Consider the following 14,431-nt stretch of genomic DNA (forward strand, 5'->3'; position numbering starts at 1 on the left):
GCCAGGGCTCGCCAGAAACAATTACGCCTGCCACGTAGACAGGCGTAATTGTTTACAAAAGAGGGAGTCAGCCGATAAGCCGGGTTTTGTGCTCTGTTGCCAGAGTAGCAATCATTCCTCTAGGACTTAGGTCACCCTAAGCCTCAAGCAATCTACCCGCCCCCAACGCGGGCCGCGCCAAAGGGGGCCTATTTGATCTTGCTCCGGGTGGAGTTTACCGTGCCACGAACTGTTGCCAGCCGCGCGGTGCGCTCTTACCGCACCCTTTCACCCTTACCTGATCCCGAACTTACGAACGGGCCATCGGCGGTTTGCTCTCTGTTGCACTGGTCGTAGGCTCACGCCCCCCAGGTGTTACCTGGCACCCTGCCCTATGGAGCCCGGACTTTCCTCCCCTTGCTTGCGCAAGCAGCGATTGCCTTGGCCGACTCCGTGGCAGATTATACGTGAGAAAACCGGCGCTGGCTAACCTTAATCAGCTTTGCCAGCTTAGTGCCAACTGATAGAGGGCATTTTTCTTTTCGTTGTGAATTTGTGCCGTTAAGGCTGCCGCTTGTTTCAGCGGTAATTCTGCTAGCAGAATTTTTAAGGTCCGCTGCACCTCTTCGCTTATCTCGGCATCGGCTTTGCTTGGCGCAGGGGCAATCATTAACACCATTTCGCCCTGGCAACGCTGTGGGTCTTCGGTTAACCACTGCGTAATTTCCGCAGCAGTGCCACAGGCAAAATGCTCAAAGGTTTTGGTGAGCTCTTTTGCCAGTACCAATTGGCGCTCAGCACCAAACACCGCTACCACATCTTGCAAGGTATCCAGAATACGCCGCGCCGTGTCATAACTGATGATGGTGCCTGCACTATCAGGTACTGCTGCCAGCTGGGTTTGCCGCTGGCTGGATTTGGGTGCTAAAAAGCCGATAAACTGAAATTTATCGGTAGGTAAGCCCGCTGCACATAACGCGGTAATTAACGCACAAGGTCCGGGTACTGGCACTACCGGCACCCCCGCTTCGCGACATAGCCGCACTAAGCTATAACCCGGATCGCTGATCAATGGCGTACCAGCGTCAGAAATAAGGGCAATATCCTCACCAGCCAGGCATTTTTCAATAATACTGGCTGCGCGCTGTTTTTCGTTGTGATCATGCAGTGCCAGTAATCGATTGCTAATACCCAGGTGCTGTAAAAGTTTACCACTATGCCGGGTATCTTCAGCTGCGATACAGCTAACCTGTGTTAGGGTGTTAATGGCACGTTGGCTAATATCGGCTAAATTGCCAATTGGCGTGGCCACAACATATAAAGAACCGCTTTGTTTGGTCATATTTCGCTATTTATTTGAGCTTAACGGGTAGTGTCAGTAAGATAACACCATTCAAACTCTATGGTACTGTGCATTGTGAAAACCAGCAAACTTAAGCCACTCTTTATTGTCACTTTGGCAGCACTGCTTAGCAGTTGTGCACAAAAATCACCACCACCTACGCCAGTGGCAGATACTGTCAGCACTACACCTTTGCTGCAGCCAGAAATTGGCCCGGCAGAAACACTAAGCGCCGCAGCGCTCTATGCCCGTGCCAGTCAATATCAAGGTGAAGCACAACAACTCTATTTACTAAACGTAGCAACGGCTGCACTGCAAGAGCAAAACAGTGAATTGGCACTTGCCATTACCGACACGTTGCGCCAGAGTGACTCCTCTGAGGTCCGCCAGCGCAATCAGGTATTGTTATTACAAGCTTATCTGCAACACAATGAATTGGCCTTAGCCGAACAACTTGTGTTGCAAACCCCGTTATCGCAAATTCCTGCGGCCGACCAACCCCGCTTTTTGTGGACCAGTGCCAGCTTATACCAGCGCCAACAACGCCCTTATCCGGCAGCCAGAAACTTACTCCAGCTTGACGCGCTACCAAGCCGCAATAGCAATGTTTTGGCTACATACCCAGAATTACCTGAACGTTTATGGCAGCAACTTAGTGCTGTTAGCAACTCTGAATTAGCTAATTTAAAAGTAGGCGCCAACCAACGCACTTTAGGCTGGCTGAACCTACTGGAAATCGTACGCAGTCATTTGGGTTCACCAGCACAACTAAAGTTGGCACTGGAGGATTGGCAACAGCGCTATCCACAACTGCCTAAACTTGCGCAATTACCTGTCACCTTGCAACAACAACTAGCGCTGGAACCCTATCAGCCCAAACGGATTGCGGTTTTATTACCGCTAGCAGGCCAATTTCAGCAGCATGCCAAAGCTATCCAATACGGTTTACTGGCGGCAGCAACCCAGGAGAACAGTAGTCAGCGACAGTTGATTTTTATTGACAGTCAACTGCCGTTACCTGAGCTGCAGCAACAACTGACTGCGCAGCAAATTGACTTTGTTGTCGGCCCTCTACTCAGAGAGCAGGTAGAAGCCGTTAATCAATTGACCGACTGGCACTATCCAACCTTATTTCTAAACAGTCGCGACAACCGCTGGTCACCACAACCAGACCGTTTTTACTTTGCGCTGAATATGGAAGACGAAGCCACACAGATGGCGCAGCTCTTCTCACAAAAAAATTATAAACGGCCGGTAGTGATCAGTGCCCGCAACAGTATCAGTCAGCGGATGCAACAACAGTTTGCCAGACAATGGCAAACCTTAGGACATGGCATCCCGGAGAGCCATCAGTTTGATGCTAAAGAAGAGCTGGAAGCCTTAATCACTAAGTTATTAGAAACTGATAGCAGCCGCGAGCGGATAAGACTAATATCCAGTTTAATTCCGGGCAAAGTAGAAAGCGAGGCGCACAGCCGGCAGGACATTGATGCCATATACTTGCTAGCAGACCCTGTCCAAACCCGGATGTTTAAACCTTTCGTTGATGTTTCAGTAAACCCAAATGCGCCACGTTTACCTATTTACGCTAGTTCACGTAGTTATAGTAGTGGTGGTGATGCGAATGATCTACGGGACCTGAACGGTCTAACCTTTACCGAAACCCCCTGGCTGTTGAATGAGCAACATAGCGCAGCCGTGCGGCAGCAATATCTACAGTTGTTCTCAGAGCAAGATGAAACCCTACAACGATTGTTTGCTATGGGCTTCGACGCTTATCAACTTATTGGTAGCCTGAAACAGCAGCAACAACTGCCCACCCTGAGTTACCCAGGATTTACTGGCCGTTTGAGTGTAAACAGAGACGGTAGTATTAACCGACAACTAAGCTGGGCCAGTTACCACAACAACCGCTTAAATGCAGTGCAGGAGCCTTAACGTTACAACGGGAACAGCCACGATGAATGAGCAAGGGAAGTACTACGAACAATTGGCGTTAGCCTATTTACAACAACAAGGGCTCACCCTTGTTACGCAGAACTTCAGCTGTAAAGTCGGCGAAATTGATTTAATTATGCGCCAGCAACAATCCTGGGTGTTTGTTGAGGTAAAATACCGGGCCAGTAATGCCTATGGCGGCGCGCTGGCGGCAGTTAGCCGCAGTAAACAACAAAAAGTGTTGCGTGCCGTACTCTATTACCAACAATTGCATCGCATTACACAGCAACCTTGCCGCATAGATGTGCTGGCAATTGAAGGGCAAGCTCCCTACCAATACAATTGGCTGCAAAATGCCTTTAGTTAACAGGAACCGGAATGCAAGAACATATCAGACATCTGTTTAGTGAAAACATTCAGACCATGATCGCCACCAGCGAAGCACTGGCAGGCCCGATAGAAAGCAGCGCTCTGATGATCGTTAATACGTTAATCAATGGGGGTAAGATAATCTGTTGTGGTGAAGGTGCCAGTGCCAACTTAGCCAGCCACTTTGCACAATTATTATTGGACCAATTTGAAACCGAACGTCCCTGTTTACCCGCTTTTGCCTTACAACGCGATAATTCCAGCTTGCAGCCGGTAAACCAACAAAACCACGATTATCTGGCACGTCAGGTTCGGGCTTTAGGGCAGGCCGCTGATATTTTAATCGTGATTTCGCTTAATGGCGCTGAACAAAGCCTTATTCGAGCAACCGAAGCAGCGTTAACCAATGATATGAAAGTGATCGCGCTTACCGTTGATAACAGCAGTGAATTATCGGGTTTACTTAATCAGCAGGATATTGAATTAAAAGTACCTGCCCACCGTCCAGCCCGGGTAATTGAATGCTACACCTTTTTACTACATTGCCTTTGTGAACTAATCGATATGACGCTGTTCCCACAGCAAGGAGAGTTTTAATATGCTTAAAATAGCTGGAGTTTTCGCCGCGATACTGGTATTGCAAGGTTGTGCTGCTGCTGTTGTTGCCGGTGGTGCCACGGCCGTGACCGCTGCCAATGATCGCCGCACTTTAGGCTCGCAGATTGATGATAATGGCATTGTTATCCGCGCGCGACGGGCACTGAACGACGATCAACTCACGGCCAAAGGTAGTAATTTAAATATCACCAGTTACAACGGTGTAGTGTTATTAACCGGGCAAACCACCAACGAACAGGTACGTGAGCAAGCACAACGCCTGGTGCAAGATATGCCAAGTGTAAAGATGGTGCATAATCAAATTCGTATTGGCAACAATACGTCTTTGACTACCCGCACCAGAGATAACTGGATTGGTACTAAAGTCAAAAGCCAGCTGCTGGCTGATGAACAAGTGAGTGGGCTCAATATTAAAGTTGTCACCGAAAATGCTGAGGTCTTTTTAATGGGGTTGGTAAGTGGCGCAGAGGCAGATAAAGCTGTAGATATAGCGCGTAATGTGGAAGGTGTTGTAAGGGTAATTAAAGCTTTTGAAGCACCTTAAGTCAGCACTGAGATCGATAAAGCACGGTTAACTACCGTGCTGTACTTTTATTAACACTGCTGCAAGGATTTCAGCACCTTAGAATGAAACTCACGATGTTTCAACACCAGTAATACCACTACTGTAGCTGCTATAAATAAAATATTATCGATAAACCAGGTTAAGGCAGCCAGTGAAAAATAGACGGCTCTTAAGCCATAGTTAAAGGAATGCCCGGCCTGATCAATCACCTTGGCCGCACGATTAGCATAAGTCTCTTGTTCTTCTGCTGGCATAGCACGACCATCTGGCGCTGCCCCTATTAATACACCGCAAAATCCATACTGACGTAGCGACCAGGTAAACTGAAAAAAAGCAAAAACATAAATAAAAGCCAGCAACAGGATCTTAATTTGAATTTGCGTTTCCGTTTGCATACTCCACGGAATAAGCCCACTTAGCATTACACTCAAACGCTCACTGGAGGTCAGTACGGTCAGTAAACCGGCTAATATCAACAAGCAGCTGGAGGCGAAGAAGGTGACATTCCGCTCTAGCGTAGAGATCAGACCCACATCGGCCATTTTATTGTCACGTTTTAGCATTTGCTGCATCCAATGGTTACGCTTGCGGCGCATTTCAAAAGACAAGCAGCTTACAACTTTAGCCCGGCGTTTGGCATAAAGAGTATACCCCCCCCAAAGCACGCTAAACCAAATTAGAGCAACAATATCAATGATATTCAGCATAGAGGTTCCATCCTAGGACATATTGATGTTTAAAACACTAGTTTACACCTAAAGCGGGTACCATTAGACCCCAACCCACTAAAATTTTGGTTAACCAACCAAATACGTGCCTGTACCCAGTGCAATATGTATTCCCTGCTCGTTATGTAATTCCATGCGGCACACCGCAACTTTATTGCCGGCACGGATAACTCTGGCCGTCGCCGTAAATTGCTGCCCACGGCCCGGTCTGAGATAATCAGTGCGAATATCAATGGTACTCATTTTACCAAAGCGCTCGTGCAGCTGCTCAGGTGCTACCTGGCTTACCCGCCCTAGCGCACTGGATACTGCCATTAAACCACCGGCAACATCTAATACCGAAGCAATCACGCCACCATGTAAGATCTGCTGTAATGGGTTACCAACCAATTGTGCTGACCAGTCAAAACGTACCTCAGCGACCTCTTCATCAAACCGAGTGACTTGTAAGCCAATTAATTTATTAAAAGGCATTTCATTAAACACGCTGGCGATATAAGGCAATAACTGTTCTGGCGTCATATTTATTCCACTGGTTTGACCATTTAACTTAGTGTACTGCCAGTATCCTCTCATGCAAAGCCTATTGGGGTATAACTTTAGGCAATTTCTGCTTACAATACGCTACTTTTATAGGGGAACCTCTGCGCGTGCTTGAGCAACTGCTACCAGCCTTAAAACAAACTTTCGGTTACGATACCTGGCGAGATGGACAAGCTGAAATTATCAGCGCCACGCTTAGCCAACGTGACTGCTTTGTGCTGCTGCCTACCGGCGGCGGGAAATCGTTGTGTTATCAGCTGCCAGCCTTACATTTGCCTCAGGTTACTGTTGTAGTTTCCCCTTTAATGTCACTGATGAAAGATCAGGTCGATGCATTAATTGCTAATGGTATTGCGGCCGCTTTTATTAACAGTAGTCAGAGTCGGGAAGATATTTTAGAGGTATTCGCGCAGCTGCGGCGTGGCGAGCTTAAATTATTGTATGTAGCACCGGAGCGATTGTTGCAGCCCAGTTTTTTAGCGCGTTTAAGCGAGGTTGGCGTTAGCCTGTTTGCCATAGACGAAGCGCATTGTGTGTCGCAATGGGGGCATGATTTTAGGCCAGACTATATGGCCCTGGCGCAGCTGAAACAGCATTTTCCGCAAGTGCCGATGATGGCATTAACGGCTACAGCTGACCCCGGTACCCAGCAAGATATTGTGCAGCAGCTGGGCTTGCAAGGTCCACTGATTTATCGCGGTAGTTTTGACCGCCCCAATATTCGCTATACCGTTCAGGAAAAATTCCGACCTCTAGAGCAATTACTGGCCTATCTAAAACAACAGGAAAATAATAGCGGTATTATTTATTGTAGTTCCAGACGTAAAGTGGACGAGCTAGCCGCGCAACTGCAAGAGCGAGGCTTTAAAGTAGCGGCTTATCACGCGGGCCATGATGCGATTAATCGTGAGCAGGTACAAGATGCCTTTAAACGCGACGATATTAACATTATTGTCGCCACGGTTGCCTTTGGTATGGGGGTAAACAAGCCTAACATCCGCTTTGTGGTGCATTTTGAATTGCCCCGCACTATCGAGGCCTACTATCAGGAAACTGGCCGTGCCGGGCGCGATGGCGTTGCCGCCGAGGCTTTATTGCTGTTTGATCCTGCCGATATTGTGCGAATGAAGCGCTGGTTGGAAGCGGAAGAAAACCCAGAGCGCGCCGAAGTGGCCCGGCAACGCTTTCAATCCATGGCGTCTTTCGCCGAGGCACAAACCTGCCGGCGCTTAGTGCTATTAAACTATTTTGGCGAAGCCAGACAGCAACCTTGTGGCAACTGCGATATCTGCTTGAATCCTCCCACCCAATTTGATGCCACCGAAACCGCGCAAAAAGCTTTATCTTGCGTGTATCGGGTTAAGCAAAACTTTGGTCTGCACCATGTGATTGAAGTGCTACGCGGCAGCCAGAACCAGAAAATTCAGGAATACGGCCACGATAAACTGTCAACCTGGGGGCTGGGTAAGGCCTTGAGTCACGATTACTGGCTAAGTATCTTTCGACAATTAATTCATTTTGGTTTGTTACAACAGGATATTACACAGCACTCGGTGCTACGATTACTGCCCGCTGCCAGACCAATCCTACGCGGTGAACAACCGCTAATGCTTGCCGTGCCCAGACTGCAAACGCCGCAAAAATCGAGCGCCAAACCCAGCCAACAGCAGTATGACCGCGCCTTGTTTGCTCGCTTACGTAGCTTGCGTAAAGCCTTGTCGGAACGCGATGATGTGCCGCCTTTTGTCGTATTTAGTGATGCAACCCTGATTGATATGTGTCAAAAGTTACCTACTGACAACGCAGCCATGCTAGCGGTATCTGGTGTCGGTTACACTAAACTGAGCCGTTACGGTAAAGAATTTATTCAGGAAATTGGCGATTATCTGGCAAACTCAGTTACCTCTCTGTTAGAGTAGGTGTAAATAATTCGTTTAAGCAGCGTAAGCGGGAGGTTTTCGATTGTTAGCATTTACCCGATTCTGGCATGTTACCACTTTGCTGCTGGTCACCCTGCTATCTTCGATGCAGCTCACTTATGCTACTCTTGCCTTATCGCAGCAATTGCCGTTAGCTCAACCTGAGCTGCATTACCAGATCACCGAAGCAACATTAACCATCGAAAGCTTAGTGAGCAACCCTGCCTTGCTGCACAACTTTAGTGAGCTGACACCACAACAAGCAACCATCCGGACTACTGAACAACAAACAGTTTGGTTATTGGCTAAGGTTACCAATCCCTACCCAGAAGCCTTATCTGCTGTGCTCAGTTATCATTTTCTACCCGCTGATAAAGTCAGCTTTTATAAATTAGCCAGAGATTTACCCTCTGCGGAATTGCTCGGACATATGGGGAGTGATTTGCCTTTTGCCGAGCGGCCTTTACCATTACATAGTTTCTCACAGCCGATCCAGTTGGCCCCGACAGAACAAGCCACGTTCTTGCTACGCTTACAAGATGCCGCTTTATTGGGAACCGAGCTGACACTTGCGCCATTGCCGCAACTTCTAAGAGATAGCCAACGCCAGTTGGCATACGACAACGTCGTTAACGGTGTCTTGCTACTGCTTGTGCTACTAGCATGCTATCGTGGCTTGCAGCAGCGACAATTTGCTCTGTATCCGTTAGCAGGGTTTTATTTAGCCTTTTTATTAGTATTAAATACGCTGAATGGTATGGGTTTTAGCTTGTTATGGCCAGAGAACCCTGAACTTAACCCAGTGCTGCTTTATATCAGTGTGGGTATAACCCTGGTATTTCTTACCCTGTTTAATCGGGCCACACTGGCAGACAAATCAGGACGTTTTGCGCTCTATATAAACACAGGTTGTTTGTTAATTGCTCTGACTCTGCTGTTTAGCCCACTTTATGCAGATGGCCCGTTAAAACTAAAGCTGTTATTTTCCTGCGTTTCTTTTATCCTAGCCGCTACTGTGCTGCAGGCGCTCTATACCAGTTTAACCAGCAACTTGCGCTACAGCTCGCGTTTTTCGTTGTTAGCTGCAGCTGCAACGCTAAACTTATTGCTGGTGCAAACTCGCTATTTGAGTAGCTTTGCACATTGGCTCAATGCCGGGCTATTTATTTTACTGGCGCTCAGCGCTGTATTGTTGCTCAGTATCCCTAAACACACCAAAAACAGGGTTAACTGACTATATTTTCAACCGCCTATTGCGTATTACTAGCAGCCCCCCATAGAATAGCCGGGCGGCAAATCGCCGGTTCTAAGTACACATATCTTTTATTGTTATTTCGTTCGGAGTCTTTATGCAACGACTGCGTGAATTATCGCGTCGTGTTGAGGCTGTGTATGGCGAAATGGCGGATACATTTTCAGGCTATCAGCAAGCAAGCGGCCTAAGTTGCCGTAGTGGTTGTGGTGAGTGTTGTACTCAGCCCACCATTGAAGCGACAGTGCTGGAAATGTTACCGCTAGCGTTACATCTGTTTGATCAGGGTAAGGCAGAGCAGACACTGACACAACTCGAAGAGTTACCAGAAGTATTGAGCTGCTTTTTTTATCAACGTTTATCATTTGATGGTAAACAGGGGCAGTGTTCAGTGTATCAACAAAGACCCAGTATTTGCCGGGTCTTTGGCGTTGCAGGCTATCGCGACAAACTGGGTAAAACCTCTTTGTCGGTGTGCAAAACCATTAAGGCAGATAAAGCAGAAAAGTATCAGCAACATCTGATTGTGCTGGGTGAGCAACCACCACCGATGATGATGAGCGCCAAAGAACAAGTTAATGAACTGGATTATAGTTTAGGGGCTAAACATTATCCTATTAATGAAGCTATCCGGCTGGCGTTGGAAAAGGTGCTCTTTAAAGCCTATTACAGTAATTTTACTGATGATCAGCAGATAGCCTAACAAGCCCTTTCCATGCCTAATTACGTAATCATACGGCAATTCTAGCTAATCAGGCATAGCCATAAACTATGCCTGATTGTCACCTTATCAGAACCCACTTAGCACAATCTTGCCCATGGCTTTACCACTTTCCAGTAAAGTGTGAGCTTGCCGCAAGTTAGTTGCATTAATCCGTCCGTAATCTTGCTGCAAGGTACTTTTCACCTGGCCTTGCTCTATCAACCGCGTTAAATCGGTTAGTATTTGATGCTGTGTGTGCATATCCGCTGTGTTAAACAAAGAGCGGGTAAACATAAACTCCCAATGCAATGAAATGCTTTTTTGTTTTAGCGGCATAATGTCTAAACCACCGGCTGGATCATCAATCAAGGCCAACTTGCCTTGCGGTGCCAGTGCCTGCACCAAGGCAGCATAATGTATATCGGTATGTGTTAAGCTGGCAACATGGCTGACTTCATGAATACCCAGACTCTGCAGCTGCGGCATTAAGGGCTGGCTATGATCGATCACATAATGCGCACCTAACTGACTCACCCAAGCCTGAGTTTCTGGCCGTGATGCAGTTGCCACAATGGTAACGGACGTAAGCTGGCGAGCCAATTGCACCAACACTGAGCCAACCCCCCCGGCGGCACCGGTTACCAATAACACTGGCTTAGGGTGTTTTAAACTTGGGGTAGCCAACTCCAATCGGTCAAATAACAACTCCCAAGCGGTAAGTGCCGTTAAAGGCAGCGCAGCGGCTTCAGCAAAACTTAAATTAGCCGGCATTTTCCCCACTAAGCGTTCGTCAACCAGTTGATATTCAGCATTAGAACCTTGCCGCTGCAAAGCGCCAGCGTAGTATACCCGGTCTCCAACTGCAAAACGTTCCACCTGTTCGCCCACGGCAATCACTTCTCCTGCCGCATCCCAGCCTAATACTTTATATTCGCCGGCGGCCGGTTGTGCGCGCTTGCGGATCTTGGTGTCAACCGGGTTAACCGAAATAGCAGCAATTTTCACCAAAATATCGTGCCCGGTTGCAACCGGCATAGGTAACTCTATATCCAGTAAAGCGTTGAGCTCCGTAATGGCTAATGATTGTTGATATCCTACTGCTTTCATTGTTTCCCCTTAGTAAATTGTTACTGTTAAATAGTCGCCAACTGCACTTGATTACGTCCTTGCGCCTTCGCTTGATAAAGCGCTTGATCGGCACGGTTAATCAAGTCAGCAGCATTCATTTTTCCATCTTCACTTACCGCCACCCCCAGGCTGGCCGTTACTTGAACAAGCATACTATCAATCATTATCGCTTCTTGCTGTACCATCCGCCGCATACGCTCAGCCACTTGCATAGCTCCGGCAATATCAGTATCTGGCAGCACAATCACAAACTCTTCGCCACCGTAGCGGGCGACAAAGTCTGCTGGTCGCTGCAAAGTCGCCTGCATTAAGCTGGCAACATGCTTTAAACACTGGTCGCCGGCTAAATGACCATAACGGTCATTAAAACGTTTAAAATGGTCGACGTCCAGCAAGAGTAATCCTACACAGTTTTGCTGCCTGGCAGCCATCGCCAGCTCCTGCGATAAACGCTTATCCAGGTAGCGTCTGTTAAAACAGCCAGTTAGCGCGTCACGCAGGGTTAGTTGATACAACTGTTCGTTGTCTTTTTGCACATCGCGGTATAGGCGGTTCATTTCCCAAAGCAGCACCCCAAGTAACACCGTGGCCGAGCAGGTACTACTTACTCGGGCTGCGTACCAACCCAGGCTATAGCGTTGGCCAGCTAGCAAGGTTAGCGTTACATCCAGTAAACTGGCAAACAATGCCAGGCTAAGCCAAACCGGCATAACGCCGCCCGCTTTACTACGCCGAATCATCAATAGTAGTGCCAAACTATTTACCAACCAAACGATTATCGCATAGGGGCTACGTAATAACTGTTGATAGCTATTAGCGGCAATTAAAACAGGCAATATATCGCTGTGCCAGGTTGCCAATAATGCCATTGCTGTTCCAACAGCTAAAGGGGCCAATACAAAGATCCAAGCCCAACGAATACGCTTATCAGGTGCGGCTTGTAACTGTTGGCCGTGTCGCTCAGTTAGCAGGGTGAGCAGCATAATACTGGGAAAACCACCATGCCAGAATACCCAAATCCAGACCGCACTTTGCGATCCGGCATTCAACAAGCCGCTTGGGCTAAATACACCAGGAAAGACCAATAATTGTATAATAATTAACGGCAACATAAACAAATAAGCGGTTGCAACGGCGCCAAAGTAAAGTACTCTGTTGCTCAGAAAATGGGATAACAACAGATAGGCCGTTAGCCCTTCGAGTAGCACTATGCTGGCAGCATAGATAGGTAAAAAAGGTTTTATTTCAGGTAAAGGCGTACTCAGAAAAGGTAGCAACCCTAAAGCCAGGATTAATAAAACCCCAGCCATTATCAGCGCCAACCGGCCATGTTGCTGCTGATGCTGATAACTAAACAGTGTTGACATAAAACTACCCGCTTACAGCCCAATATGACACTGATATGCTACTTACAGTAGCAGAAAGGCAACAGCAACACGAACTTTGTTAAAGTGAAACTGCATTAACGCGGTTAACTGCTCGGCGGCACTGCGGCTTTCACTAGTCTGAGGTTACATCGACACTCTGTGTCTGACTAAAATAGCCAGCTGCGCTCTTAGGTAATTGATACGCTCAGCCAAGGAGGCGGTTAGCGGGCGAATACCAATTTTCAGGCCAAGCACTGTTAGGTCAGCCCCAGCACAAGCGAATAAACACTGCTGTATCGCTTCCTCTGTTAACCAGGATCCTGGTTCACCAAAGGGCACGAGCTCGCTACTTTGAGCCGGTTGGTGGCTATCTTGCCAAGCACCATAAGCATTCGCCTTGTCTGAAATACCCGAGAACATCAGGCCTTTTAACAAACCTTGGGCTTTGGCGGCTTGTAAATGCGCCAAGGCACCATCTGGTGTACGCGTTTCCAGCACTGAGCGGCCCCAATTAATCACAACGCCAAGTGGCCTTTCGGGTTTAAGTGTTTGGTTTAGATCAGCTAAAACTGACAACTCCTGTTCCAGGCTTAAAAAGCCTTTTGACGGTTTCTGCCCAGGCAGCAAGGCATCACAATGCTCCAACAATACACTAGCGCCGTGCCAGTCCCAACTGAGCAAGGTGGTTAACGAAGCTTGAAAGGCTTGTTCCGAGCTGCTCGCATGCTGACGTGCAGGTGCACTATGCAACATAATGGCACTAACAGCCTGGCGGCCTAAATGCTGATTAAGCTTTGCAATTGCCTGATTAGCCAATTGCATAAAATCGATAGCGGCCTGGCGGCCTACCTGATCAGTGGAAGCCAAACCAAAGCGCGGATTCTGCGCCAGCGCATTCATCACCCCCGGGATAGTGGTAAATACATAATTCCACGCAGGATCGATATTCGCCAAAAACCAGCTGTCATCATGCGGGTGCAAGTTGCCGGTAAACGGATGCTCTAACCCTGAGAGCTGAGGCAAGGTTTTTAGTTGTTGATAATAGGCCGTTTCCAAAGTCGGATCCCAGCCAGTGACATTTGGTGAAGCCGCGTAAGCACCAAGCAATAACGTCATAACTCTTACTTAGAAGAAATAGTATGGCCTATCATAGCGTTTCTGAATGAAAAACGGCAGCCTAGAATATAAGGTACATGACAATTGTAACTACTTGCTAAACTGATTAAACTCCATCGCCTGATAGCCATTTTACTCGTTTAACCGAAGGATACCGCATGCGCCTACTACGTTTGTTAATGCTAACCATGGCCAGCATTTTTCTGCTAACTGCCTGCTCAAAAGAACCCCAAGCACCAGAACTTAATGTCGCGCAAAGCGCATCTGCTACACCAGGCAGAGTATTCACAGAAGGCCAGCACTATAGCATGCTGCCAAGCCCGGTTACTGAGCCTGAGTTAAAGCATTATCTAACAGAGTTTTTCTGGCTTGGTTGCCCGCACTGCCAGAACTTTGAACCCTTGCTTAAAGGCTATCTGCAAGCCAATCCTCAGGTAACCTTAATACGCAAACATCCAGCATTGGGTGAACGTTGGGCCATTGATGCCAGTGTTTTTTATGGATTACAGCTCAATGGACATGGTCATCTGGTAGAGGACTTATTTGCGCTTTACCGGCAAACCCGCATCGAAAAAAACGCTTTACCCGATCTAAATACCATTAATGCCTTCTTAAGGCAGCACAACATTGATCCGGTTACATTTAGTGACTTAGTTAAAACTGAAGCGGTTGCCAGTGCCATGGAACAAGCCAATAGAGAAATGCTGGATAACCGCATTTCTGGTGTACCAAGCCTGATAGTTAAAGGTAAATATCTGGTTAAAGGTGAACAACCTGCAGATGTAAAAACTGCCGAAGACTATTACCAACTATTAGATTACTTACTTAGTAAAGAGTAACCCGAGCACCAGCTTAGAACACGCC

General features: G+C 47.6%; 14 protein-coding genes and 1 other RNA gene. 8 read left to right on the top strand and 7 right to left on the bottom strand.

The features are described from left to right. Nucleotides 1-59 precede the first annotated feature (59 nt). An RNA gene (gene rnpB / locus IE163_RS12510) (RNase P RNA component class A) lies at nt 60-432 on the bottom strand. Between the two features lie 43 nt (nt 433-475). After that, nucleotides 476-1,321 carry a 16S rRNA (cytidine(1402)-2'-O)-methyltransferase gene (rsmI, locus tag IE163_RS12515; protein WP_189433318.1) on the bottom strand — a complete coding sequence of 282 codons (846 nt, stop codon included), beginning with the start codon at nt 1,319-1,321 and terminating at the stop codon, nt 476-478. Between the two features lie 75 nt (nt 1,322-1,396). Between rsmI and IE163_RS12520 the strand changes: the two genes are divergently transcribed. From IE163_RS12520 to dolP, 4 genes are read left to right on the top strand one after another with little or no spacing between them, the layout of a single operon-like run. Next, nucleotides 1,397-3,259, top strand: coding sequence for a penicillin-binding protein activator (locus IE163_RS12520; RefSeq protein WP_229833558.1), 1,863 nt, complete (start codon nt 1,397-1,399; stop codon nt 3,257-3,259). 22 nt (nt 3,260-3,281) lie between these two features. Next, nucleotides 3,282-3,626 (top strand): YraN family protein, encoded by a 345-nt coding sequence (locus IE163_RS12525; protein WP_189433320.1) that lies wholly within the window; start codon nt 3,282-3,284, stop codon nt 3,624-3,626. A gap of 11 nt (nt 3,627-3,637) precedes the next feature. After that, entirely contained in the window at nt 3,638-4,225 is a 588-nt protein-coding gene (locus IE163_RS12530) for an SIS domain-containing protein (RefSeq protein WP_189433321.1), read from the top strand. Nucleotide 4,226: 1 nt separating this feature from the next. Then, entirely contained in the window at nt 4,227-4,790 is a 564-nt protein-coding gene (dolP, locus tag IE163_RS12535) for a division/outer membrane stress-associated lipid-binding lipoprotein (protein ID WP_189433322.1), read from the top strand. A gap of 50 nt (nt 4,791-4,840) precedes the next feature. Here the strand turns inward: dolP and IE163_RS12540 are convergent, their stop codons facing one another. Together IE163_RS12540 and IE163_RS12545 are read right to left on the bottom strand one after the other, a co-directional pair. Further along, nucleotides 4,841-5,518 carry a DUF599 domain-containing protein gene (locus IE163_RS12540; protein ID WP_189433323.1) on the bottom strand — a complete coding sequence of 226 codons (678 nt, stop codon included), beginning with the start codon at nt 5,516-5,518 and terminating at the stop codon, nt 4,841-4,843. A 90-nt stretch (nt 5,519-5,608) separates the two neighbouring features. Continuing rightward, the gene (locus IE163_RS12545) at nt 5,609-6,061 is read right to left on the bottom strand and encodes a thioesterase family protein (protein ID WP_189433324.1); all 453 of its coding nucleotides are present in this window, start codon (nt 6,059-6,061) and stop codon (nt 5,609-5,611) included. Between the two features lie 128 nt (nt 6,062-6,189). On the opposite strand from IE163_RS12545, the gene recQ reads away from it, so the two are divergent. The 3 genes from recQ (at nt 6,190) to IE163_RS12560 (ending at nt 9,956) form a co-directional block, all read left to right on the top strand. Beyond that, complete coding sequence (gene recQ, locus IE163_RS12550; RefSeq protein WP_189433325.1) at nt 6,190-8,001, top strand: DNA helicase RecQ; 1,812 nt, start codon at nt 6,190-6,192, stop codon at nt 7,999-8,001. A 43-nt stretch (nt 8,002-8,044) separates the two neighbouring features. After that, nucleotides 8,045-9,235 carry a 7TMR-DISMED2 domain-containing protein gene (locus IE163_RS12555; RefSeq protein ID WP_189433326.1) on the top strand — a complete coding sequence of 397 codons (1,191 nt, stop codon included), beginning with the start codon at nt 8,045-8,047 and terminating at the stop codon, nt 9,233-9,235. Between the two features lie 115 nt (nt 9,236-9,350). Next, a complete protein-coding gene (locus IE163_RS12560; protein ID WP_189433327.1) occupies nt 9,351-9,956 on the top strand; it encodes a YkgJ family cysteine cluster protein in 606 nt (201 codons plus the stop codon). 87 nt (nt 9,957-10,043) lie between these two features. On the opposite strand, the gene IE163_RS12565 is transcribed toward IE163_RS12560, so the two are convergent. The 3 genes from IE163_RS12565 to IE163_RS12575 form a co-directional block, all read right to left on the bottom strand. Further along, nucleotides 10,044-11,063, bottom strand: a complete 1,020-nt coding sequence (locus tag IE163_RS12565; protein ID WP_189433328.1) for a zinc-binding alcohol dehydrogenase family protein — start codon at nt 11,061-11,063, stop codon at nt 10,044-10,046. 26 nt (nt 11,064-11,089) lie between these two features. Then, complete coding sequence (locus tag IE163_RS12570; RefSeq protein ID WP_189433329.1) at nt 11,090-12,451, bottom strand: sensor domain-containing diguanylate cyclase; 1,362 nt, start codon at nt 12,449-12,451, stop codon at nt 11,090-11,092. A 144-nt stretch (nt 12,452-12,595) separates the two neighbouring features. Next, nucleotides 12,596-13,567 carry a DUF4862 family protein gene (locus IE163_RS12575; RefSeq protein WP_189433330.1) on the bottom strand — a complete coding sequence of 324 codons (972 nt, stop codon included), beginning with the start codon at nt 13,565-13,567 and terminating at the stop codon, nt 12,596-12,598. A gap of 158 nt (nt 13,568-13,725) precedes the next feature. Between IE163_RS12575 and IE163_RS12580 the strand changes: the two genes are divergently transcribed. Continuing rightward, a complete protein-coding gene (locus tag IE163_RS12580; protein WP_189433331.1) occupies nt 13,726-14,406 on the top strand; it encodes a thiol:disulfide interchange protein DsbA/DsbL in 681 nt (226 codons plus the stop codon). Nucleotides 14,407-14,431: the final 25 nt, after the last annotated feature.

Origin of the sequence: Alishewanella longhuensis, assembly GCF_014653435.1 — a bacterium.
In the GTDB taxonomy this organism is placed as follows: domain Bacteria; phylum Pseudomonadota; class Gammaproteobacteria; order Enterobacterales; family Alteromonadaceae; genus Alishewanella; species Alishewanella longhuensis.

Bases quoted from the DNA above. Each gene is read 5' to 3' on its own strand.
- rsmI (WP_189433318.1), bottom strand. From the start codon at position 1,321: ATGACCAAACAAAGCGGTTCTTTATATGTTGTGGCCACGCCAATTGGC.
- IE163_RS12525 (WP_189433320.1), top strand. From the start codon at position 3,282: ATGAATGAGCAAGGGAAGTACTACGAACAATTGGCGTTAGCCTATTTA.
- IE163_RS12530 (WP_189433321.1), top strand. From the start codon at position 3,638: ATGCAAGAACATATCAGACATCTGTTTAGTGAAAACATTCAGACCATG.
- dolP (WP_189433322.1), top strand. From the start codon at position 4,227: ATGCTTAAAATAGCTGGAGTTTTCGCCGCGATACTGGTATTGCAAGGT.
- IE163_RS12540 (WP_189433323.1), bottom strand. From the start codon at position 5,518: ATGCTGAATATCATTGATATTGTTGCTCTAATTTGGTTTAGCGTGCTT.
- IE163_RS12545 (WP_189433324.1), bottom strand. From the start codon at position 6,061: ATGACGCCAGAACAGTTATTGCCTTATATCGCCAGCGTGTTTAATGAA.
- IE163_RS12560 (WP_189433327.1), top strand. From the start codon at position 9,351: ATGCAACGACTGCGTGAATTATCGCGTCGTGTTGAGGCTGTGTATGGC.
- IE163_RS12565 (WP_189433328.1), bottom strand. From the start codon at position 11,063: ATGAAAGCAGTAGGATATCAACAATCATTAGCCATTACGGAGCTCAAC.
- IE163_RS12570 (WP_189433329.1), bottom strand. From the start codon at position 12,451: ATGTCAACACTGTTTAGTTATCAGCATCAGCAGCAACATGGCCGGTTG.
- IE163_RS12575 (WP_189433330.1), bottom strand. From the start codon at position 13,567: ATGACGTTATTGCTTGGTGCTTACGCGGCTTCACCAAATGTCACTGGC.
- IE163_RS12580 (WP_189433331.1), top strand. From the start codon at position 13,726: ATGCGCCTACTACGTTTGTTAATGCTAACCATGGCCAGCATTTTTCTG.